The 20,490-nt window shown below is 38.2% G+C and carries 22 protein-coding genes; 11 read left to right on the top strand and 11 right to left on the bottom strand.

Annotated elements, in window-relative coordinates; genetic code table 11:
* Positions 1-138 precede the first annotated feature (138 nt).
* Together QRD02_RS11780 and QRD02_RS11775 are read left to right on the top strand one after the other, a co-directional pair.
* The gene (locus tag QRD02_RS11780; RefSeq protein WP_290255155.1) at positions 139-1,782 is read left to right on the top strand and encodes an acyl-CoA carboxylase subunit beta; all 1,644 of its coding nucleotides are present in this window, start codon (positions 139-141) and stop codon (positions 1,780-1,782) included.
* Between the two features lie 14 nt (positions 1,783-1,796).
* Complete coding sequence (locus QRD02_RS11775; protein WP_290255154.1) at positions 1,797-2,237, top strand: WapI family immunity protein; 441 nt, start codon at positions 1,797-1,799, stop codon at positions 2,235-2,237.
* Between the two features lie 107 nt (positions 2,238-2,344).
* On the opposite strand, the gene QRD02_RS11770 is transcribed toward QRD02_RS11775, so the two are convergent.
* Complete coding sequence (locus QRD02_RS11770) at positions 2,345-4,222, bottom strand: vWA domain-containing protein (RefSeq protein WP_290255153.1); 1,878 nt, start codon at positions 4,220-4,222, stop codon at positions 2,345-2,347.
* A gap of 218 nt (positions 4,223-4,440) precedes the next feature.
* Here QRD02_RS11770 and QRD02_RS11765 point away from each other — a divergent pair, with 218 nt between their 5' ends.
* The 3 genes from QRD02_RS11765 (at position 4,441) to QRD02_RS11755 (ending at position 6,211) form a co-directional block, all read left to right on the top strand.
* Entirely contained in the window at positions 4,441-4,977 is a 537-nt protein-coding gene (locus tag QRD02_RS11765) for a DUF2975 domain-containing protein (RefSeq protein ID WP_290255152.1), read from the top strand.
* 3 nt (positions 4,978-4,980) lie between these two features.
* Positions 4,981-5,181 carry a helix-turn-helix domain-containing protein gene (locus QRD02_RS11760; protein ID WP_290255151.1) on the top strand — a complete coding sequence of 67 codons (201 nt, stop codon included), beginning with the start codon at positions 4,981-4,983 and terminating at the stop codon, positions 5,179-5,181.
* Positions 5,182-5,287: 106 nt separating this feature from the next.
* Complete coding sequence (locus QRD02_RS11755; RefSeq protein ID WP_290255150.1) at positions 5,288-6,211, top strand: hypothetical protein; 924 nt, start codon at positions 5,288-5,290, stop codon at positions 6,209-6,211.
* Positions 6,212-6,298: 87 nt separating this feature from the next.
* Here the strand turns inward: QRD02_RS11755 and QRD02_RS11750 are convergent, their stop codons facing one another.
* The 6 genes from QRD02_RS11750 to menA form a co-directional block, all read right to left on the bottom strand.
* Positions 6,299-7,366 carry an AMP-binding protein gene (locus QRD02_RS11750; protein WP_290255149.1) on the bottom strand — a complete coding sequence of 356 codons (1,068 nt, stop codon included), beginning with the start codon at positions 7,364-7,366 and terminating at the stop codon, positions 6,299-6,301.
* Complete coding sequence (locus QRD02_RS11745; protein WP_290255148.1) at positions 7,366-8,337, bottom strand: CPBP family intramembrane glutamic endopeptidase; 972 nt, start codon at positions 8,335-8,337, stop codon at positions 7,366-7,368. The genes QRD02_RS11750 and QRD02_RS11745 overlap by 1 nt, the downstream gene beginning before the upstream one ends.
* Positions 8,338-8,403: 66 nt before the next feature.
* The gene (locus QRD02_RS11740; RefSeq protein ID WP_290255147.1) at positions 8,404-9,462 is read right to left on the bottom strand and encodes an o-succinylbenzoate synthase; all 1,059 of its coding nucleotides are present in this window, start codon (positions 9,460-9,462) and stop codon (positions 8,404-8,406) included.
* A gap of 78 nt (positions 9,463-9,540) precedes the next feature.
* Positions 9,541-9,891 carry a four helix bundle protein gene (locus QRD02_RS11735; protein WP_290255146.1) on the bottom strand — a complete coding sequence of 117 codons (351 nt, stop codon included), beginning with the start codon at positions 9,889-9,891 and terminating at the stop codon, positions 9,541-9,543.
* Positions 9,892-9,933: 42 nt separating this feature from the next.
* Positions 9,934-10,614, bottom strand: coding sequence for a metal-dependent hydrolase (locus tag QRD02_RS11730; RefSeq protein WP_290255145.1), 681 nt, complete (start codon positions 10,612-10,614; stop codon positions 9,934-9,936).
* Positions 10,615-10,621: 7 nt separating this feature from the next.
* Positions 10,622-11,560 (bottom strand): 1,4-dihydroxy-2-naphthoate octaprenyltransferase, encoded by a 939-nt coding sequence (gene menA / locus QRD02_RS11725; protein WP_290255144.1) that lies wholly within the window; start codon positions 11,558-11,560, stop codon positions 10,622-10,624.
* 126 nt (positions 11,561-11,686) lie between these two features.
* On the opposite strand from menA, the gene QRD02_RS11720 reads away from it, so the two are divergent.
* Positions 11,687-12,064, top strand: coding sequence for a DoxX family protein (locus tag QRD02_RS11720; RefSeq protein WP_290255143.1), 378 nt, complete (start codon positions 11,687-11,689; stop codon positions 12,062-12,064).
* A gap of 44 nt (positions 12,065-12,108) precedes the next feature.
* On the opposite strand, the gene holA is transcribed toward QRD02_RS11720, so the two are convergent.
* Positions 12,109-13,113 (bottom strand): DNA polymerase III subunit delta, encoded by a 1,005-nt coding sequence (holA, locus tag QRD02_RS11715; protein WP_290255142.1) that lies wholly within the window; start codon positions 13,111-13,113, stop codon positions 12,109-12,111.
* 120 nt (positions 13,114-13,233) lie between these two features.
* On the opposite strand from holA, the gene QRD02_RS11710 reads away from it, so the two are divergent.
* From QRD02_RS11710 to QRD02_RS11695, 4 genes are all read left to right on the top strand, one after another.
* Entirely contained in the window at positions 13,234-13,677 is a 444-nt protein-coding gene (locus QRD02_RS11710) for a type I restriction enzyme HsdR N-terminal domain-containing protein (protein WP_290255141.1), read from the top strand.
* Positions 13,678-13,706: 29 nt separating this feature from the next.
* The gene (locus QRD02_RS11705; RefSeq protein WP_290255140.1) at positions 13,707-14,699 is read left to right on the top strand and encodes a glycosyltransferase family 2 protein; all 993 of its coding nucleotides are present in this window, start codon (positions 13,707-13,709) and stop codon (positions 14,697-14,699) included.
* Between the two features lie 97 nt (positions 14,700-14,796).
* Positions 14,797-15,660 (top strand): OmpA/MotB family protein, encoded by an 864-nt coding sequence (locus QRD02_RS11700; RefSeq protein ID WP_290255139.1) that lies wholly within the window; start codon positions 14,797-14,799, stop codon positions 15,658-15,660.
* A 133-nt stretch (positions 15,661-15,793) separates the two neighbouring features.
* Positions 15,794-16,135 carry a hypothetical protein gene (locus QRD02_RS11695; protein ID WP_290255138.1) on the top strand — a complete coding sequence of 114 codons (342 nt, stop codon included), beginning with the start codon at positions 15,794-15,796 and terminating at the stop codon, positions 16,133-16,135.
* A gap of 44 nt (positions 16,136-16,179) precedes the next feature.
* Here QRD02_RS11695 and QRD02_RS11690 read toward each other — a convergent pair whose 3' ends face one another.
* Positions 16,180-16,797 (bottom strand): L-threonylcarbamoyladenylate synthase, encoded by a 618-nt coding sequence (locus QRD02_RS11690; protein WP_290255137.1) that lies wholly within the window; start codon positions 16,795-16,797, stop codon positions 16,180-16,182.
* Between the two features lie 8 nt (positions 16,798-16,805).
* The gene (locus tag QRD02_RS11685; protein ID WP_290255136.1) at positions 16,806-17,021 is read right to left on the bottom strand and encodes a hypervirulence associated TUDOR domain-containing protein; all 216 of its coding nucleotides are present in this window, start codon (positions 17,019-17,021) and stop codon (positions 16,806-16,808) included.
* Between the two features lie 116 nt (positions 17,022-17,137).
* Between QRD02_RS11685 and QRD02_RS11680 the strand changes: the two genes are divergently transcribed.
* The gene (locus QRD02_RS11680) at positions 17,138-18,022 is read left to right on the top strand and encodes an alpha/beta hydrolase (protein ID WP_290255135.1); all 885 of its coding nucleotides are present in this window, start codon (positions 17,138-17,140) and stop codon (positions 18,020-18,022) included.
* Positions 18,023-18,031: 9 nt separating this feature from the next.
* Here the strand turns inward: QRD02_RS11680 and QRD02_RS11675 are convergent, their stop codons facing one another.
* The gene (locus QRD02_RS11675) at positions 18,032-20,353 is read right to left on the bottom strand and encodes an ATP-dependent helicase (protein WP_290255134.1); all 2,322 of its coding nucleotides are present in this window, start codon (positions 20,351-20,353) and stop codon (positions 18,032-18,034) included.
* Between the last annotated feature and the right edge of the window lie 137 nt (positions 20,354-20,490).

The following is a 20,490-nucleotide window of genomic DNA, read 5'->3' as shown; positions in this document are numbered from 1 at the left end:
TTGGCAAATGGCGAAGTGGAAGTAGCTAAAAGTTTAATCATAATACGAACTAAAGAGAAAAAATAAATCAACTTTAAACTTTAAACTTTCAACTAAAAACTTACCGCATTTTGTATTTTAGCGCAAACTACTTTTTCAATGGATTTAAACTTCAACAAAAACGAAGATCACAATAAACTTTTAGTTTCAGATTTAAAAAATAGACTCGCAAAGGTGAAGCTTGGCGGTGGACAAAAACGGATTGATAAACAGCATTCGCAAGGAAAACTAACGGCACGAGAGCGAATTGCATATTTATTGGACGAAAAAAAACCGAGTATTGAAATTGGAGCTTTTGCCGGCGATGGAATGTACGAAGAGCACGGTGGCGCACCCGGTGGCGGCGTAGTTGTGAAAATTGGATACGTAAAAGGAAAGCAATGCATCGTCGTTGCGAACGATGCCACCGTAAAAGCGGGTGCTTGGTTCCCGATTACTGCGAAAAAAAATCTTCGCGCGCAGGAAATTTCCATTGAAAACCGATTGCCAATTATTTATTTGGTTGACAGCGCCGGCGTTTACCTGCCAATGCAGGATGAAATTTTTCCCGATAAGGAGCACTTTGGAAGAATTTTTAGAAACAACGCCGTAATGAGCAGCATGGGAATTACTCAGATTGCCGCGGTGATGGGCAGTTGCGTTGCCGGCGGCGCCTATCTTCCAATTATGAGCGATGAGGCCTTGATTGTTGACAAAACTGGCAGCATTTTTCTTGCGGGAAGTTATTTGGTAAAAGCCGCAATCGGCGAAAGCATCGAGAATGAAGAGTTGGGCGGCGCAACAACGCATTGCGAAGTGAGCGGCGTTACGGATTACAAAGCCAAGGACGACAGAGATGCATTGGACAAAATAAAAAACATAGTTTCCAAAATTGGCGATTTTGACAAAGCCGGTTTCAACCGTGAAAAAGCCGTAAAACCGAAAGAAAAACAGGAAGATATTTATGGAATAATTCCGAAATCGCGCGCCGAACAATACGATATGCGCGAAATTATAAAACGCCTCGTTGACGATAGCGATTTTGAGGAATACAAAGAAGGCTACGGACAAACAATTTTAACCGGCTATGCAAGAATTGAAGGTTGGGCCGTTGGGATTGTTGCAAACCAGCGAACTTTGGTAAAAACTTCAAAATCAAAGACAAAACCGAGCGAAATGCAATTCGGCGGTGTGATTTATAGTGACAGTGCCGATAAAGCCACACGTTTCATCGCAAATTGCAACCAAAAGAAAATTCCGTTGGTTTTTTTACAGGATGTAACCGGATTTATGGTCGGGAGCAAAAGCGAGCACGGCGGAATAATAAAAGATGGTGCAAAAATGGTGAATGCCGTTAGCAACAGCGTCGTTCCAAAATTTACGATTGTGATTGGCAACAGTTACGGTGCCGGAAACTATGCAATGTGCGGAAAAGCTTATGATCCAAGATTGATTGTTGCGTGGCCCAGCGCCGAACTTGCGGTTATGAGTGGAAATAGCGCTGCAAAAGTGTTACTTCAAATTGAAACCGCTTCCCTTAAAAAACAGGGAAAGGAAATTTCCGAAGAAGAAGAAACCGAACTATACAACAAAATAAAGGCGCGATACGATAAACAGATTTCCCCTTATTACGCGGCCTCAAGAATTTGGACGGACGCAGTAATCGATCCTTTGGATACTCGAAAATGGATTTCTATGGGAATTGAAGCTGCAAACCACGCTCCTATTGAAAAGCCCTTTAATTTGGGGGTTATCCAAGTTTAGATCAAAAAAAGTTTATGAATCAGTTCACTCTAAGATGTAATAATAACGATTTTATAAGTATTGAACTTACAGATGTTTTTGGATTCCCAAAAGAAACATCACATTGGGGTGGTTATGATGCAAAGGGAATAATACAAATGAAAGCGGGAGGATATTCAGTAAAATCTGATTTTTATCTTTCAACGGGAAATATTTATAATTTTTTTCGACAATTTGAAAAAGCACATAAGCAGTTAGAAGGAGACGCAGTCTTTGAAACCTACGAAAAGAACCTAACTATTAAAATGAGTTTCAGCAAAACTGGAAAAGTAGAAATTGATGGAAAATTTCAACAATATCATCATTTAAATAATAAACTCATATTTGAATTGTTTACAGATCAAAGTTATTTGGCCGCCACAATTTCTGAGTTGTCAAAAATTGTCAATCAGTATGGGAATTCGAACGGAATTTAGAATTAGTACAATTGCTTGTAAATATTTTATTATAAATTAAAAAAGGGCACTCTCGTGCCCTTCTTCTCAAAAAAACCAAACCACCTCAAAAAACATAGTTTGAAAATTTATTTACTGCTTTTCACCAATCTGATAAACTCAGCGCGGTAACCGTCTTTGTCGCTCCCTTTTCCCGCTTCGGCAAGACTTATTACATCCTCTTTCTTTTTGGTATTTATAAATTCAGAATCGCGAAGTTGCATTCCGAAAAGCGCCACTGCTGCAGAAAATTTTAAATCTTCATTTGCGCTTTCTATTGATTTATTGTCATCTTTCACCGTTTTCGTAATCAGTTTGCTAACATCGCCATCCGGTTCTTTGTAGCGGAATTTTACCGTAAGCATTTCATCCGCAAAATTTTGATTCGTTTGTTTGGTATATTTAAGATTATCGATATCCTTCAAATATTTGCTCTTTACGCCCACGGGTATTATTTCATACAAAGCGGTAACCGTGTGGCCACTGCCCAACTCGCCGGCATCTTTCGCGTCGTCCTTAAAATCCTCATCGTTCAACAAACGATTTTCGTAACCAATCAATCTGTAAGCCTGAACTTTTGCGGGATTGAATTCCACTTGAATTTTCACATCTTTAGCAATGGTATAAAGCGTTCCGAAAAATTCAGTTCCCAAAACTTTTTGCGCTTCCTGCATAGTATCGATATAGGCGTGATTTCCGTTGCCTTTATCTGCAAGCGTTTCCAATTTGCTGTCTTTGTAATTTCCCATTCCGAAACCTAGACAAGTAAGAAATACTCCGGTCTTGCGTTTTTCCTCAATGAGATTTTCCATGGAACGGTCACTGGAGGCGCCAACGTTGAAGTCGCCATCGGTAGCCAAAATTACCCGATTGTTTCCGCCTTTGCTGAAATTTTCTTCCGCAATTTTATAAGCCAATTCAATTCCAGCTCCACCGGCAGTTGAGCCACCAGCGCTAAGATTGTCAATAGCATCCCGGATTTTCTGCTTTTCCGAGCCCGAAGTTGGAGGCAAAACCAACCCAGCTGCGCCTGCATACACTACAATGGCAACTTTATCATTTTCCCGTAATCTATCAACCAATACATTCAAGGCAGATTTCAACAATGGTAATTTATTAGGAGATTCCATAGAACCGGAAACGTCGAGCAGAAAAACAAGGTTTGAAGGAGGAACATTTTTCAAGGAAATATCTTTTCCTTTCAAGCCAATCCTTACCAATTTTGCGTCCTGGTTCCAAGGGGAATTTACAATATCTGCGGTGATGGAAAACGGATCTTTTCCAGTTGGTTGCGGATAATTATAGGCGAAATAGTTCACCATTTCCTCAATCTTTACCGCATCTTCCGGTACTTGCTGTCCATTATTTAGCATGCGGCGAAGGTTGCTGTAACCCGCTTTATCTACATCAATTGAAAACGTGGAAAGCGGAGCTGTGCTTACACTTTTGAATATGTTTTCATCTATTTTGCCGTAGGATTCATTTTCGGAAACATAGTTATTATTACTCCTGGATCCATATAGGGATGGATTTATTTGCAGTCCTGCGGCCTGGCCCTGTAACTTTCTTTCTTCTTTCGAGGATTTATAGGTATGATTTCTTTTAATGCCATATCCCATTGCATTCCGAATAGCATCGTTGTTTTCAGAATAACCTGTAACAATAACCTCTTCCAACGCTGAACTAGGGTGAAGTGTAATGTTTATTTCCCCAGCCTTTTTAATTTTTACTTCCTTGGTTTCAAAACCAACATAAGTGAATACCAATTTTTGTCCGATTTGAGCATTGATACTGTAATTTCCATCGAAATCGGTTTGGGTTCCTGTTGAAGTTCCTTTTACTATAACGTTTGCGCCGGGCAGTGGTAAACTGGTGTCGTCGCTTACCGTTCCCGAAATAGTTATGGTTTGTGCATTAAGCTGAAAACCTAGCAATGCAACCGCTAAAAATGTGAATAGTGTTTTCATAATATGTGGTTTTAGTGTTAAACTTGAAGTAAAACTACCATTCAACTTAGGGTTAAAAAATAAGGATTGAGGGAACGAAGCTTTTGGATGAGTGAACATTTAAATTACCTCTATCAAAAATGTTTTCCTCAAAAATAAATTTATTATAACAAGCAAAATATTTATTGTTAATCAATAAATATTTATTACGTTTGCCTAAACTTTTAATTTTAAAATTTATGTCAAAAACAAACAACTTCGTATTTTGGGGCCTTTATATTGTGGCCTGGCTAATTTTTGTTGGGCTAAGCATTGAGGCAGGAGCTCTTCTCGTAAATTTCTTCTTTAGTATTTATAATCCTGAATTTGTTGGAAATCTTTATCAAAAGTTGGACTTAACCCAAATGTATAATGAAAGTAAAATGGCATTTTTCGGAATCTATAGTTTTATACTAATTATTTCGATTTTAAAAGCCTATCTCTTTTATATAGTTATCCATCTTATGCACAAAATGGATCTGTCCAAACCGTTCAGTTCATTTGTTGAGCATAAGATTTCTTTAATTAGTTATTTCACTTTAAGCATCGGAGGTTTAAGTTATGTCGCGAGGCAGTCTGCAAAAAATTTGATGCATCACGGGTTTGTAACCGATAATTTGAACCAATTTTGGGCTGATAGCCAAGCATTTATTATTATGGGAGCGGTAATTTATATAATTGCGACTATTTTCAAAAAAGGAGTTGAAATGCAGAACGATAACGAACTAACCATTTAAGCCATGCCGATAGTAGTAAATTTAGACGTAATGATGGCTAAGCGGAAAATGTCATTAAACGAACTTTCAGAAAAGGTGGAATTGACCCTATCCAATCTTTCCATTTTGAAAACGGGAAAAGCGAAGGCCATTCGCTTCAGCACTTTGGAAGCAATATGCAAGGTTTTGGAATGCCAGCCTGGGGATATTTTGGAATATCAATAATTTTTTTTCGAAAAAATTTTCCAAAAATATAATTTGAAAACATAGTGTTGTAATGTATTTTAGTATGAATTAAACCAACACTTTAGCCACTATTCTATTCACCATTATGAAGACTAAACAGCGTTTTCCGGCTTCCAAAAAATCAATATTTATATTTGGACTGCTTTTATTATTTTTTGCGCCAATAACAATGTTTGCCCAAAAATTTGACGGATTGACTCCTTTGGAGAACTATAAAACAAAAACGTATTACAGCAGCGGCTCGAAGGAAGCAGCAACTGCAATGGCAGAACGCTGTGACAGGGTTTTGGAATTTTATAAAGATATTTTAGACTTTGAACCAGATGTAAACCTGTTGGTCCTTTCTCCCGAAGATTGGAGTAAATACACAAATTTTCCTGTGTATGGAATGCCTCATTATAATGACAATAAGACGCTCATCGTGGCTTCGGAAGACAATGAATTTTGGAAAAGTTTTATTCCTCCCGTAAATAGTTTACCCGAAACACTGGCCCAGGAAATTATTGCCACATATAAAGATGCAAATGGTACTTTATCCATGAAGGCATTTTTTGATCTTTTGGCAATTCACGAGCTTGGGCACGCATTTCATATTCAAGGCGGATTAAAAATGCAACGAAAATGGATGGGGGAACTTTTTGCAAATATTTTGCTTCACACCTACATTGCAGAAAACGAACCCGAATTATTGCCTGCGCTTACTGTCTTCCCAAAAATGGTGGTTTCTTCAACGGACAAAGCGTCGCTAAAATATACTTCACTCTTAGAGTTGGAAAACAATTATGAGGAATTGGGCCAGAAATATCCCCAAAATTATGGATGGTATCAATGCAGATGGCATATAGCTGCGGGTAAAATTTATGATGAAGGCGGAACGCTAGCAATTAAAAAGTTATGGTCTGCCTTAAAAACCCAACAGGAACCCTTGGACGATGCTGCCTTTATCAAAATGTTATCCGAAAATACCCACCAATGCATTGCCGATGTTCCTTTAAAATGGGATGAATAGTTTATGAATTCCTGAGTAAGTAATTTCTTTTTCAGAATTATGCGGCATTAAGAAATACCTACTCATTTTATATTCCGAAATAATAATTCAGAATTTGCCCAGGCTTTTCAAAACCTCAGCCCGCTTTATTTTCCCGGTTTCCGTATAAATGAATTGTGGAATTGTGTATAAGTTTTTAGGTTTTTCATAGGCCGAAAGCGTTTCGAAAGCCTCTGAAAAATCTTCCAACCGCAATTGGTTTTTGCTTTCGCATACCAAGATAACGCGTTCGCCCAAAGCCAAATCATTTTCCGAAGCAATGAAAAATGGTTGCTTAATGTGGTGCGAAAGTTTTTCTTCTACTATTTCGGGATGAACCTTTACGCCGCCTGTGTTTATCACATTATCAATTCTTCCTAAAAACTTAAAGGAAGTTGGCGAAAGCAATTCAACGATATCATTTGTCACAACAGTTTCTTCTGAAATTTCTGGGGCGTGAATCTGCAGACAATCATTTTCGTTCAATGAAAAATCAACTTTTGGAAGCGCTTCAAAAACAATCGATTTTTCTTTACCATTCAAAGGTCGGACGGCAATATGGCTGATGGTTTCGGTCATTCCGTAGGTTGCGAAAACTTGGGTTGTTACTTTCTGTAATTGTTGTTCCAATTCCGAAGAAACTGCTCCGCCCCCAACAATTAGCTTTTTCACTTTATTTAAATCTGCCAACGAATGGAAAACCTGATATGGAACCATTGCGGTAAAATCATAGTTTTCGTCGCAATTTTCAAGTGGGTTTTTTTTGGGGGAAATAGTTCGCAAATCCCAACCGGCAATCATTGCGCGTACCAGCATCATTTTGCCGGCGATATATTCCGAAGAAAGACATAGCAATGCTTTTGTATTTTCCTTTAAATCGAAATATGTTGCAGTAGCATTTGCGCTGTTGAAAACGTGTTTTTTCTTAAGTTTTATTTCTTTGGGAATTCCCGTGGATCCCGAAGTTTTTACGATAATAAAATCATTTTTATCAAGCCATTCCAAAATGAATTTTCCGATTGCAATTTCATCTTCCTTCCCATTTTCAAATAATTGAATTGCGTAAATTTTCAAGTCTTCCGCGGAAGCAAATGCTTCGCCATTCAATTTAAAACTGGGATGCAACAATGGTTTCACTATTCAATATAATTTGAATTCTGGTTATTTTCTTCCGCAATAACCACGGGCTCTTCTACTTTTCCGAAAAGCTTTCCGCCCCAATCAGTCCATTTATAACGCCACGCCATTATCAATAGAAAAATGGGATAGAGAATCAAAACCGGGGCAATAACATCGAATCCAGCGGAGGGCTCGGAAATATCTTTTAAAACGGAATTGGTTTTAAAAACTGTCCAATCTGCAGTTACAAGTAATGCTGCTATCAAATTATTTCCTGCGTGAAAACCCAGGGCCAATTCCAATCCCTCGTCCATTAATGTCATAATTCCCAAGAAAAAACCTGTGCCGATGTAATAAATCATAATGATATTTCCAAGCTTATCAACTTCCGGATTGGCCAGGTGCAATGCACCAAAAATAACGGAGGTGACTATTAATGGTATCCACTTGGTTTTTGTTACGACTCCCAGTCCCTGCATTAAATAACCCCGAAACAGATATTCCTCAAAACTTGTTTGCATAGGAATCATAACAATTGCAATTACGGCAAGAATTAGAAATGGAACTAAATCAAATTGCAGTACATAATCTTCCGGATTGTTATAATAATCTAAGCCCGTTACCACAATAGTAGTTATCGCAATTAGTCCAAACCCAAAGAAAACACGACCCCAATCGGTTTTTTTTCGTGAGGTTGTAAGTTCAACAAAAGGTTGTTTGTGGAAATATTTTACCACAAAATAGGTGGCCACCAAACCTAAGGCAAAACTGAGCAACATCAAAAATAGAGTGAGGTTTGAATCTAAAATGGTCATCATAACATTTGGATCTTGAATGGTTTCAATATCGCCACCATTCGCTACCACTTTAAACATTACCGCTATTATAAATGGAATGGAACCTATTTGGCTAGCGAGGAAAATAATGATAAATCCAACTAAGTAGCGCCACCATTCGTGAAGGACATTAAAGGCTTGTTTTATATACATTTTAAGTTATTTGGTTATTTAGTTATTGGGTTATTAGTTTATGGCTTTTGTGTTTTGCGTAATTTGTTATGAGCGGTGAAAATAATCAAAACTGAAAATCCATTCTTTTTTCGGATTATAATTTAACGTGCCGTTTAAAACCTGCAATGGACTTTCAATATTATTTGTGTAAAGACTGCCCGTGCCCAAACCCTGCGGCAATTTACTGTTTTTTGTATAAGTATATTGTGCAATGGCGTTCAAACCCACATTGCTTTCCAAAGCGGAAGTAATCCACCAACCCGTGTTGTGTTTTTCTGCGAGGTTTATCCAACTATCGCTTCCGCGGAAACCACCAATTAATGATGGTTTCAGAATTATAAATTGGGGTTTTATGGTCTCCAATAAATTCTTTTTTTCTTCTTCGGAAAAAACGCCGATTAGTTCTTCATCCAACGCAATTGGAAGTGGAGTCTCCTCACAAAGCCGGGCCATTTCCTGCCATTGGCCTTGTTTTATAGGTTGTTCAATGGAATGCAAATTTAAATCTGAAAGTACCTTCAGTTTTTCCAACGCTTCTTTTGGCGAAAATGCGCCATTCGAATCTACGCGCAATTCTACTTCGGAAGCGGAAAATTCCTTTCGTATTGATTTTAAAAGTTCAATTTCTGTTTTGAAATCAATGGCTCCGATTTTCATTTTGATGCAGGTGAAACCTTGTTTCAGTTTTTCTGAAATTTGCTCTTTCATAAAACCTTTATCACCCATCCAAACCAAACCGTTGATTGGGATTGCGGCTTCGCCACGCGTAAATTCCGAAGGAAACAATTCAAAAGGATTTTCTGAATGCAATGATTTAAAAGCCGTTTCAACCCCAAATTGTATTGACGGAAATTCAGTTAAAGCTTCGTATAAATCTTCTTCGCTTACGCCTAAAGCAATGTTCTCGCAAACGCCTTCTAATTCAGCGTCGTAATCGGGGCGGTCGTCAATACTCAGTCCACGCAAAAGTCCGCACTCACCCACTCCAAAACTTTCTTCTGTCTTAAGAATAATGAAATAGGTTTCTTTGGAATTTAAAATCCCACGAGAAGTTCCGCTGGGACGTTTGAAGATTAGGATGTGTTTTTGAAAAGTTGCTGTCAATTTAGATTTTTGGATTGTTGGATTATTGGATGGTTGGATTATTGGATGGTTGGATTGTTGGATGGTTGAATGGCTGGATTATTTTAGAGTTGATTTAAATTTTGAGGTCATTTTAATTATGACTTCCAATTTTAAAAGTAATGAGTTCAAATTTTCTTCATTTAAAAATCCCAAATCATTAGCAATTAATAATTGTGTTTCAATTTCGTAACAGGAGCCAATGGTTATTTCCAAAAATCTGGTAAAATCCTTATTTGATTTTCTTGAAGCGCCTTCGGCAATATTTGAAGGTATTGATATGCTGGCTCGTCTTAATTGGCTTGTAAGTCCAAACTTTTCAGCTTCAGGAAAAAAGGAAGTAATTTCATAAATATCTTTACAAAACAATCTACTCTGTTTCCAAATTTCCAAATCCTTAAACCTGTGCATTTCTAAATATCTAACAATCCAACCTTCTAATATTCCAAAAATCTAAAGCTCTATTGATTCCCCAATTTCAAGCAACATCAAATCCTTATTGGCGTTATAAAACTTGCGTTTTGCTTCTTCGTGATCAATTTCAATATATCCGAAAGTATCGTAATGCACACCCAAAACTTTGTCGCATTGCACAAAATCACTGGCAATGATTGCGTCGTCAATTCCCATTGTGAAATTATCACCGATGGGTAGTATTGCCAAATCCAATTTTGTTTGCATCGGTATTAATTTCATATCCATGGTCAAAGCGGTATCGCCTGCAATGTAAATGTTTTTGTGTTCGCCCTCAATCACAAAACCGCCGGGTTGGCCTCCGTAGCTGCCATTCGGAAAACTGCTTGTGTGATGGGCAATGACGTATTTCACTTTTCCGAATTCAAATTTCCAACTTCCGCCGTGGTTCATTGGGTGCACCTCGATTCCCTTTTCTTCGTAATGGTTTGCAATTTCATAATTGCTTACGATTATCGCACCGGTATTTTTCGCAATCGCTTCAGCATCCAATGTATGGTCTTGATGTGCGTGGGTGAGCAAAATGTAATCAGCCTTTAAATTATTGATGTCAATTTTATCTTTCGAAAGTTCATTTCCTGAAATAAATGGGTCCACCAAAATGTGTTTTCCTTTTATTTCGATTCCGAGTGAATTTTGTCCGTAGTATGTAATTTTCATATTTTTTTTAAATAAAGATACTAAACAAGATTGCAAACAGAAAAGTGCTTAACGCAACCTTTTTCAATTCGGCATCAAGTAGCATTGGTGATTTGTTTTGAAAAACGGTTTTGATATTTAAAAGGAAAGGTATAAAAGCAATGAGATATACAAATTGCATTGGTTCCCGATAGTTTATCACTGTGTAAATTATTGCGCAAAACATTCCGAAGAACAACAAAAATGCGTGATATTTTTTCGCTTTTATTGATCCCAATTTTACAACCAATGTATGCTTTTTAGCAGCAGCGTCATTTTCAATATCGCGCATATTATTCAAATTTAATACTGCGGTGCTGAAACATCCAATGGCTATCGCGGGCAACAGCAAATGCCAATTTAAAGTATGGGTGAATAAATAATAACTTCCCAAAACACTTAAAAATCCAAAGAAAAGAAATACAAAAATATCGCCCAAACCTGAATATCCGTAGGCTTTTTTCCCAACGGTATATTTCACTGCAGCGATAATGGAAACAATTGTGAGATTGAAAAAAATAAAGGAAATGACAAAATTTTGATTTCCGAAAGCCATAAAAATCAAAACCGTGGCAAGAAAAAAGGTTATGGTTCCGGTAATAATCATCCCTATTTTCATTTGTTTGGGTGAAATTATCCCCGAGGCCACCATACGTTTTTCACCCATTCTTTTGGCATCAGTGCCGCGAACGCCATCGCCGTAATCATTTGCAAAATTCGATAAAACCTGAAAGCCGACGGTAACCAAAATCGCCAACCAAAAAAGTCCGGATTGCCAGATATGCATGGAAGAATTAACGCCCGGCAATTCAAGATTTGCTTTGTTTGCAAATGTGTTTCCTAAGGAAGCGCCCACAATAATCCCCGAAACCGAAAGTGGAAGTGTTCGCAACCGCGCCGCGGCAAACCAGGCTTTAACTTTTTTCATTCAAGATTTTTTTCAGGCTGCAAAAATACGTTTAAAAACGGGCTGCGCCAATTTTTTGAAAAAGTGTGAGTTTTAATTGGAACGAATTGTTTCACTATATTCGCTTTCCAAAATTTTAAATATAAAATGAACAATTCAAACTCTTCTAATTTAGGATTACTTCTTCTAAGAATAGGCTTCGGCGGTATGATGCTTACCCACGGCATTCCAAAACTTTTAAAAATGCTTTCCGGCGACTTTTCCTTCGGCGATCCAATTGGCATTGGTGAACCGGCTTCCTTAGTTTTGGCAGTTTTGGGAGAAGTGGTTTTCCCGATTCTCGTAATTATTGGCTTTAAAACTCGGTTGGCCGCAATTCCCGTGATAATCACAATGGCAGTAGCCGCATTTATCGTTCACGCTGCGGATCCATTGGGAACTAAGGAAATGGCGATTTTGTATTTTATCGGATTTTTGGCAATTGCACTTTTGGGAGCCGGAAAATATTCGGTGGACAAAAAGTAAGTTTTCAGTAAGCAGTGGCGGTTTTAAGTAATTCTACGGAAGTTTTAGTTGAAAATTTTCACCAACAATTCCTTTAATAAATCGCCTTGCGGAAGATTTGCCGCGCCCACTCCTTTGCTTTTCATATCAACCTCACGAATTGCGGCAATTATGGCGCTCACTTTTTTCATCGGATAATTTGCGGCGGCGGTTTGATAATCCTTTACGAAATAAGGATTTACACCCAATACTTTAGCGGCATCACCTTTATTTGAAAGCGCGTGATATTTCAGCAGCTTTGAAAAGAAACTGTAAAGTAGTGCTACGGTCATCATCAACGGATTATTTTTCGGATTCTGCGAAAAATATTGAATGATCGCGAAAGCTTTTTTTACATCCCTTGCCCCGATAGCATTTTGAAGTTCAAAATTGTTGAAATCTTTACTGATTCCTATGTTTTCCTCAATTAGCTGCGGAGTGATTTGCTCGCCGGGTTTGAGAATGAGTTGCAGTTTTTCGATTTCATTGTTTACCTTGCTTAAATCGTTCCCAAGAAATTCAACCAACATTTGTGCGGCTTTTGGAGTGATGGTATAACCTTTTCCGGCCAAAACCCTTTTAATCCAATCGGGAACTTGGTTTTCATAAAGCTTTTTACTTTCAAAAAGCACCCCGGTTTTATCGACTACTTTCGCAAGTTTTTTGCGCTTATCCAACGTTTTGTATTTATAACAAATCACCAAAACTGTTGTAGGCTGTGGATTTTCGGCATAACCCAACAAGTTTTCAATGGTGCGAGAAAGATCCTGTGCTTCCTTTACAATAACCACTTGTTTTTCCGCCATCATGGGGTAGCGCTTGGCGTTGCTAATAATATCTTCGACCGAGACATCGCGGCCGTAAAGCACCATTTGGTTGAAGCCTTTTTCCTCTTCGGACAGCACATTTTCCTCAATATATTTTGAAATGCTATCAATGTAATACGGCTCCTCGCCCATCAAAAAATAGATGGGTTTAGTTTTTCCATTTTTAATGTCGTTGATGATGGATTTTACTTTGTCTAAGGGCATCAAAAATCTTTGTGTCTATCGAGCGCAGTAGAGAACTATTGACGTCCTCCCGACTGCGCTCGAAGGGACATTCAAATTAAATAATCGGTTATATTCTGTTGAAATTTGTTTCTTTGCCTGATGCAAAAACTAAACTTCCCGGAATATTCCTTTCGCTTCAAAAATAGCGAAAATAAAACGTTGGTTTTTGATGAAATTAGAAAAAAATTCGTGTTTCTAACTCCTGAGGAATGGGTGCGTTTACATTGTATCCAATTTCTTCTGAAAGAAAAAAAATATCCCAAAAGCCTTGTAAATATTGAGAAGCAACTGAAACTGAATAACACAACAAAGCGTTATGACATCGTCATTTTCAATAGTGACGGAAGTATTTTTTTGATCGTGGAATGTAAGGCCCCCACAGTACCGATTACCCAATTGACCTTTGACCAAATTGCCCGTTATAACCTTTCATTAAATTCGGAATATTTAATGGTTACTAATGGTTTGGAACATTATTTCTGCCAAATGGATTTTGAAAACGAGTGCTACATATTTTTGGAAGAAATTCCCGATTATAAATAAAAAACACGTCAAAAATCTATCTTTACCGAGTGAAAGTAGCTGTAGTAATATTGAATTGGAACGGAAGAGATTTATTGGAAAAATTCCTACCTTCCGTAGTAAAATTTTCTACCGAAGCGAATGTTTATCTCGCGGACAATGCCTCTACGGATGATTCGGTTGCATACGTATCAGAATATTTTCCCTCTGTGAAAATTATTCGAAATAAAGTAAATGGCGGGTATGCAAAAGGTTACAACGATGCCTTACAAAATCTTTCGGAAGATATTTTCGTGCTTTTAAATAGCGATGTGGAAGTGGTGGAAAATTGGCTAAAACCCGTACTTTCAGAATTTGAAAAAGACACTTCCGTAGTTGCGGCACAGCCGAAAATTCTGGATTACAAAAACAAGGAATACTTCGAATACGCCGGTGCGGCGGGCGGGTTTTTAGATAAATATGGCTACCCATTTTGCCGCGGACGCATTTTTAATACTTTGGAAAAAGACGTGGGACAATATGATGATATTTCCAATATATTTTGGGCCTCGGGCGCTTGTTTGTTTGTGAAATCAAAAAACTTTTGGGAAGCTGGCGGACTGGATGAGGCTTATTTTGCCCATCAAGAGGAGATAGATCTTTGTTGGCGGTTGCAAGCAAAGGGAGGGAAAATTTTATATGTAGGCACCTCAAAGGTTTATCACGTGGGTGGAGCGACTTTGGCTTCCGCAAATTCCCAAAAAACATTTTATAATTTTCGCAATTCGCTTTTAAATCTTCTAAAAAATGCAAGCGGAACAAAAGCGTTCACTTCCATTTTTGTAAGGATGTTGCTGGATGGAATAGCCGCATTTCAGTTTTTAATTGACGGAAAACCAAGACATTTCCTCGCCGTTGCAAAAGCTCATTTAAGTTTTTATGGATTGGCTTCCAAATTTCTTTTGAAGAGAAAAAATAACGCTTCATCACTTAAATATTTCAAAACCAAATCAATTGTTTTTCAACATTTTATACTTGGGAAAAAGCATTTTGAACAGCTATAACTTAAAGTATTGTTAATCGTTTTTTGTCTGTAGTGTATTTTAATAATTTTGAAGTGATTATTTAAATCAAACAATCTAAATATAACACTTACTAATTATGAAGAAATTATTGATTCTAGCAGTATGCTCTAGTTTGGCCTTTACTTCTTGCGTATCGAATAAGAAATATGCTGAGCTTGAAGCAAAACAGAAAAACACCCAAGACTTGCTGAATACGGCAACGGTAAAACTTAACGATTGCCTTACAGAAAGAGCCGCGGCTTCCGCACGAGCAAAAGAACTGGAAGAGCGCTTGGCAGATATGAGAAAAACCAATCAAGATCTTATCCAAAGTTCAAAAGATCTTACCATGCTAACTTCAAAAGGAGCAACCAATCTTGAAAAATCCTTAGAGAGTCTTAAGGAGAAAGATTTGAAAATTACACGTTTGCAGGATGCCCTTAACAAAAAGGACAGTGTTACGCTTGCGTTGGTTACCAGCTTAAAAAGAGAAGTGGGCGTAAACGATCCGGACATTGAAGTAAATGTTGAAAAAGGGGTTGTTTATATTTCACTTTCTGATAAGGTTATATTCAAGAGTGGTAGCTACCAGATTTCCGGCAGAGCAACTGAAATTTTAGGAAAAGTTGCCAAAGTGATTAACGGAAAGCCAGACTTTGAAGCAATGGTTGAAGGTCATACAGATAACGTGCCTTTCGGTAAAAGAGGTGAACTTCTTGACAATTGGGATCTTAGTGTTAAAAGAGCTACAGCAATCGTAAGAGAGCTTCAAAACCTTGGCGTTGCGCCATCAAGATTAGTTGCTGCGGGACGTTCGGAATACGTTCCATTGGTTCCAAATACCACTGCTGAAAACAGATCAACCAACAGACGTACTCGTATTTTGGTACTTCCAAAAATCGATCAGTTTTATGATATGATTGAAAAGGAAATGAAAAACCTTGAGGCAGAAGGAAAATAATTTCTGAAATATAAATTAAATAGAACCCGACCCCCAAAAGGTCGGGTTTTTTTGTGCAAGCATTTAATAAAATATTTCTTAACCTTTTGTATCTTGTATATCAGATTCATCAAAAACCAATACTGTAACAATAATGGAAGATTTCACTACCACTTGGAACCACGAAGAACTAAAAGCCTATATCTTATTATATTGTGCCCACGCAGATTTTAATGTTTCCAAAGAAGAAAAGGAATATATTAAATCTCGAGTGGGAGAAGAAAAGTATCTAAAAATTCGCAAAGAGTTTGAAGAGGATAATGATTATCAGCAAATCCAAAAAATAAATGCAGCCATTGAAAGGTTTGAATATTCTAAACAGGAAATAGACGAAGCATTCCACAGCATCAAAAAATTATTTTTGATTGACGGTGAAATGGACATTTTAGAGCAAAACCTATATAGAGGTTTGAAACACTTACTTAAAAAAGAATAAAGAAAATGGTGCAGGCAATAAAGTATTCTGAAATAGTTAATAAATTATAGCTCCAAACTCCCTTTCCCTTCCCGAAGCACCACAGGTTCCGGCCCGGTTAGATCAATTACCGTTGAAGGAATATTTCCCCCATAACCACCATCAATAACGGCGTCAACCAAATTGTCCCATTTTTCAAGAATCAATTCAGGGTCGGTGGTATATTCAATCACCTCATCCTCATCCTTTATGGAGGTTGAAATTATCGGATTACCCAATTCCTGCACAATGGCGCGGGTAATGGAATTGTCCGGCACTCGAATACCCACTTCCTTTTTCTTTTTAAAAACCGTAGGAAGATTATTATTTCCAGGAAGAATAAAGGTGTATGGTCCCGGAAGATTTCGTTTCAGCAATTTGAAAGTTGGCGTGTCTATCTGCTTCACATAATCGCTGAGATTACTGAGATCTTCGCATACAAATGAAAAATTCGCCTTTTCAAGTTTCACACCACGCAATTGCGCAACTCTTTCCAATGCGCGATTATTATTTATGTCACAACCCAATGCGTAAACAGTATCACTGGGATATATAATAACACCACCATTTCGAAGAATTTTAACAACTTTTTTTATCTCTTTTGGATTCGGATTTTCTTCATAAATTCTAATAAACTCTGCCATCTCTCAAATTAATTCTTAAAATGTTTTACCTCACTTTCAAGCTTCAAAACCCTGTTACCATCCTCTTGTTCAATAAATAGCGCCCGATTTCCCGGTTCACCTTTTCTGGTGATTTTACTGCCCTTTATAGTTTTTGAAATTTCTTCGGTATAGGTTTTGATTACCTTGCCCTGCGCAGTTCCCGAGCCCCAGTTCCAGCTAACCTTGGATCCTTTGCGTATCATTGAAAAATAAATATATTCCTTTTAAAGTTAATTGAATTTTTCAAAAAATATAGGCAGATAACTAATCCTTAACATAAAATGGATTTTTCTGCGTTACATGCATTCAAAAACCGTTTATGAAACAAATGCTTCTTATTTATATTTCCTTCGGAATTTTATTTCTGAATACTTCCTGCTCTTCCGAAAATGACAACAATACCAACAACAAACCTTTGGTGGAAGAAACTAGACTGAACGTGGCATACGGAAGCAATCCAAAGCAAAAATATGATCTTTATTTGCCTGCGGCCCGTTCCGAAGAAAAGACCAAAGTTATTGTGTTAATACACGGTGGCGGATGGACAGGCGGCGACAAGATTGATATGGATTACATCATTCCAACCTTGAAATTAAATCACCCGAACCACGCAATCGTAAATATGAATTACGTTTTGGCCGATCTGCAAACCCCCGCATTTCCAAACCAATTTATGGACGTTGAAAGGGTAATCGATAAAATTACTGATGAAAAAAACGACCTTCAAATACAACCAGAATTTGCGCTTATTGGTGCAAGCGCGGGAGCTCACATTTCCTTAATGTACGACGCTGTGTACGATGCGGGCGACCAAGTGAAAATGGTGGCAAACATTGTTGGACCAACGGATTTTACCGATCCTTTTTATGCAAATAATCCTAATTTCGATTATTTGTTAAGCGCCTTAGTGGACGAAAGTGCTTATCCCTCGGGCACCGATTACGCAGTAGCCGTAAGTCCCGTACTTCAAATTTCAGGTACCACGAGTCCTACTTTATTATTCTACGGAAATGCAGACCCTTTGGTGCCGCTTACGAATGGGGATCGGCTAAATATTGCGCTGAATAATGCTGGAATTGATCATAATTTTTCGGTTTATGAAGGTGGCCACGGCGACAATTGGAGTCAAGCAGATTATACTGATTTGCAAAATCAAATAACCACTTACATCAACACTTATCTTGCAGTAGAAAATCCCGATTAACCTTGAGTTTTAGCTGTCCAAAACTTTTAATTTCGCAAAGCGAAGCAAGAGTTTTTTAAGTCCGCCATTTTCGAAATAAATCTCGGCTTTTGTGTCTGCGCCCACACCTTCAATTTTGAGGATTTTTCCCTTTCCGAAGCGAACGTGCTCAACTATTGTTCCCACATCCAGATTTGCATCTTTTGCGTTGAAGTTTTTATCGGTATCGCTTGCAACGGGTTTCAGGCGGCGTAACTTGCGCAGTTGATCCTCTGTTGGTCCTTTTGGAGCATTGCTCGCAACTGGTTTTCGCAAGCGCAATTTGCTGTGGTCCACCTCATCAAAAATATCTGAGTCCAAAAGTGGCTTGTATCTGTTTTCAGTTATTGGCGTTAAGTATTCCAAAAAACTTTGATCAATTTCCTCAATAAAACGGCTGGGTTCGGCGTCAATTAATTTTCCCCAGCGGTATCGGGATTGAGTATACGTCAAATACGCCTGTTTTTCGGCCCGTGTTAAAGCAACATAAAACAACCTTCGCTCCTCCTCCAACTCACTTCGCGTGTTCATACTCATTCCACTGGGAAAAAGGTCTTCTTCCATTCCCACAATGTAAACGTATGGAAATTCCAAACCTTTGGCCAAATGCACCGTCATTAGCGCCACTCGGTCGCCATCGCCTTTATCGTTGTCCAAATCGGTTGCGAGGGCAACATCTTCCATAAATTCGGAAAGCGAACCGGTGGCATCTGCAATTTCCTTTTGCTCTTCCACAAAATCGCGCATACCGTTCAGCAATTCCTCAATATTTTCAATTCTGGCAATTCCTTCCGGAGTGCCGTCTTTTTTCAATTCTTGTATCAATCCTGTTTTTTTCGCAACGTGTTCCGAAATTTGGAAAGCATCGTAACCTTCATTCAAAACCTGAAAACTTTCTATCATTGTCACAAAATCCAACAACTTATTTTTTGTGCCCGAATTTATTTTCAAATCAATTTTTTCGATGTTTTTCATCACCTCAAACACCGAGCGTTTGTAATGATTTGCGGCAACGATTAAACGTTCAATTGTGGTTTCGCCAATTCCGCGGGCAGGATAATTTATAACTCGTTTCAGTGCCTCCTCGTCTTTCGGATTCAAAACCAAACGCAAATACGCCAACACATCTTTTATCTCTTTTCGTTGATAAAAACTGAGCCCACCATAAATCCGATACGGAATATCTTTCTTTCGAAGTGCATCCTCAATCGCCCTACTTTGAGCATTCGTTCGGTATAAAACGGCAAAATCGCCATCGTTCAATTGATGGTTCATTTTATTTTCAAAAATAGAACTTGCAACAAAACGCCCCTCGTCACCATCAGTCATTGTTCGGTTTACGAGGATTTTAGTGCCTTCGTCATTGGCCGTCCAAACTACTTTTTCGAGCCTGGTTTTATTCTTTTCAATAATGTTATTCGCGGCGTTAACGATGTTTTTTGTGGAACGGTAATTCTGTTCCAAACGGAACACTTTCACTTCATCGTAATCCTTTTGAAAATTCAGAATATTATTAATATTCGCGCCGCGGAAGGCATAAATACTCTGCGCATCATCGCCAACCACGCATATATTCTGAAATCTATCGGAAAGCGCGCGCACAATCAAATACTGGCTGTGGTTTGTATCCTGGTACTCATCCACCAAAATGTAGCGGAAACGGTTTTGATATTTCGCCAAAACTTCTGGGAATCGGGTCAATAATTCGTTCGTTTTTAGCAACAAATCGTCAAAATCCATTGCGCCGGCCTTAAAACATTTGTCGCAATAGGCTTTGTAAATATCTCCTAAACGCGGCATCTTCGCCATTGCGTCGGTTTCCATCAATTCCGGGTTGTTGAAATATGCTTTTACGGTAATGAGGCTATTTTTATAGGAAGAAATTCGCGAATAAACCTGCTTGTATTTATATACGTCTTTATCAAGGTTCATTTCCTTAATCACTGCACGAATTACGCTTTGCGAATCTTGCGTATCGTAAATGGTAAAGTTGGATGGATAACCTAATTTATCAGCCTCGAATCGAAGTATTTTCGCAAAAATACTGTGGAAGGTTCCCATCCACAGATTTTTGGCTTCGCTAGCGCCAACGATTTTTGAGATACGGTTTTTCATCTCGCGCGCCGCTTTGTTTGTAAAAGTAAGCGCTAAAATATTGAAAGGGTCCACGCCCTGACTCATCAAATATGCAATGCGAAAAGTTAGCACGCGCGTTTTCCCGGAGCCAGCGCCGGCAATCACGATCATTGCGCCGTCCTTTTGCAACACTGGCGCGCGCTGGGCGTCGTTAAGTTGTTCTAAATATTGTTCCAAAACTTCATTTTCTTCAGGTTGTGAAAATAACCATTATCAATCTTTTTTGGGAATTGAATTGTGGTAAATTATAAACAAAAGTGATGGAACTTCACATTCTTTTAACGGGGGGCATTCTTCAGAAACTATATTATTTT

Source organism: Aequorivita aurantiaca, from assembly GCF_030410135.1.
In the GTDB taxonomy this organism is placed as follows: domain Bacteria; phylum Bacteroidota; class Bacteroidia; order Flavobacteriales; family Flavobacteriaceae; genus Aequorivita; species Aequorivita aurantiaca.
This window is presented reverse-complemented; position numbering and strand designations above follow the sequence as displayed.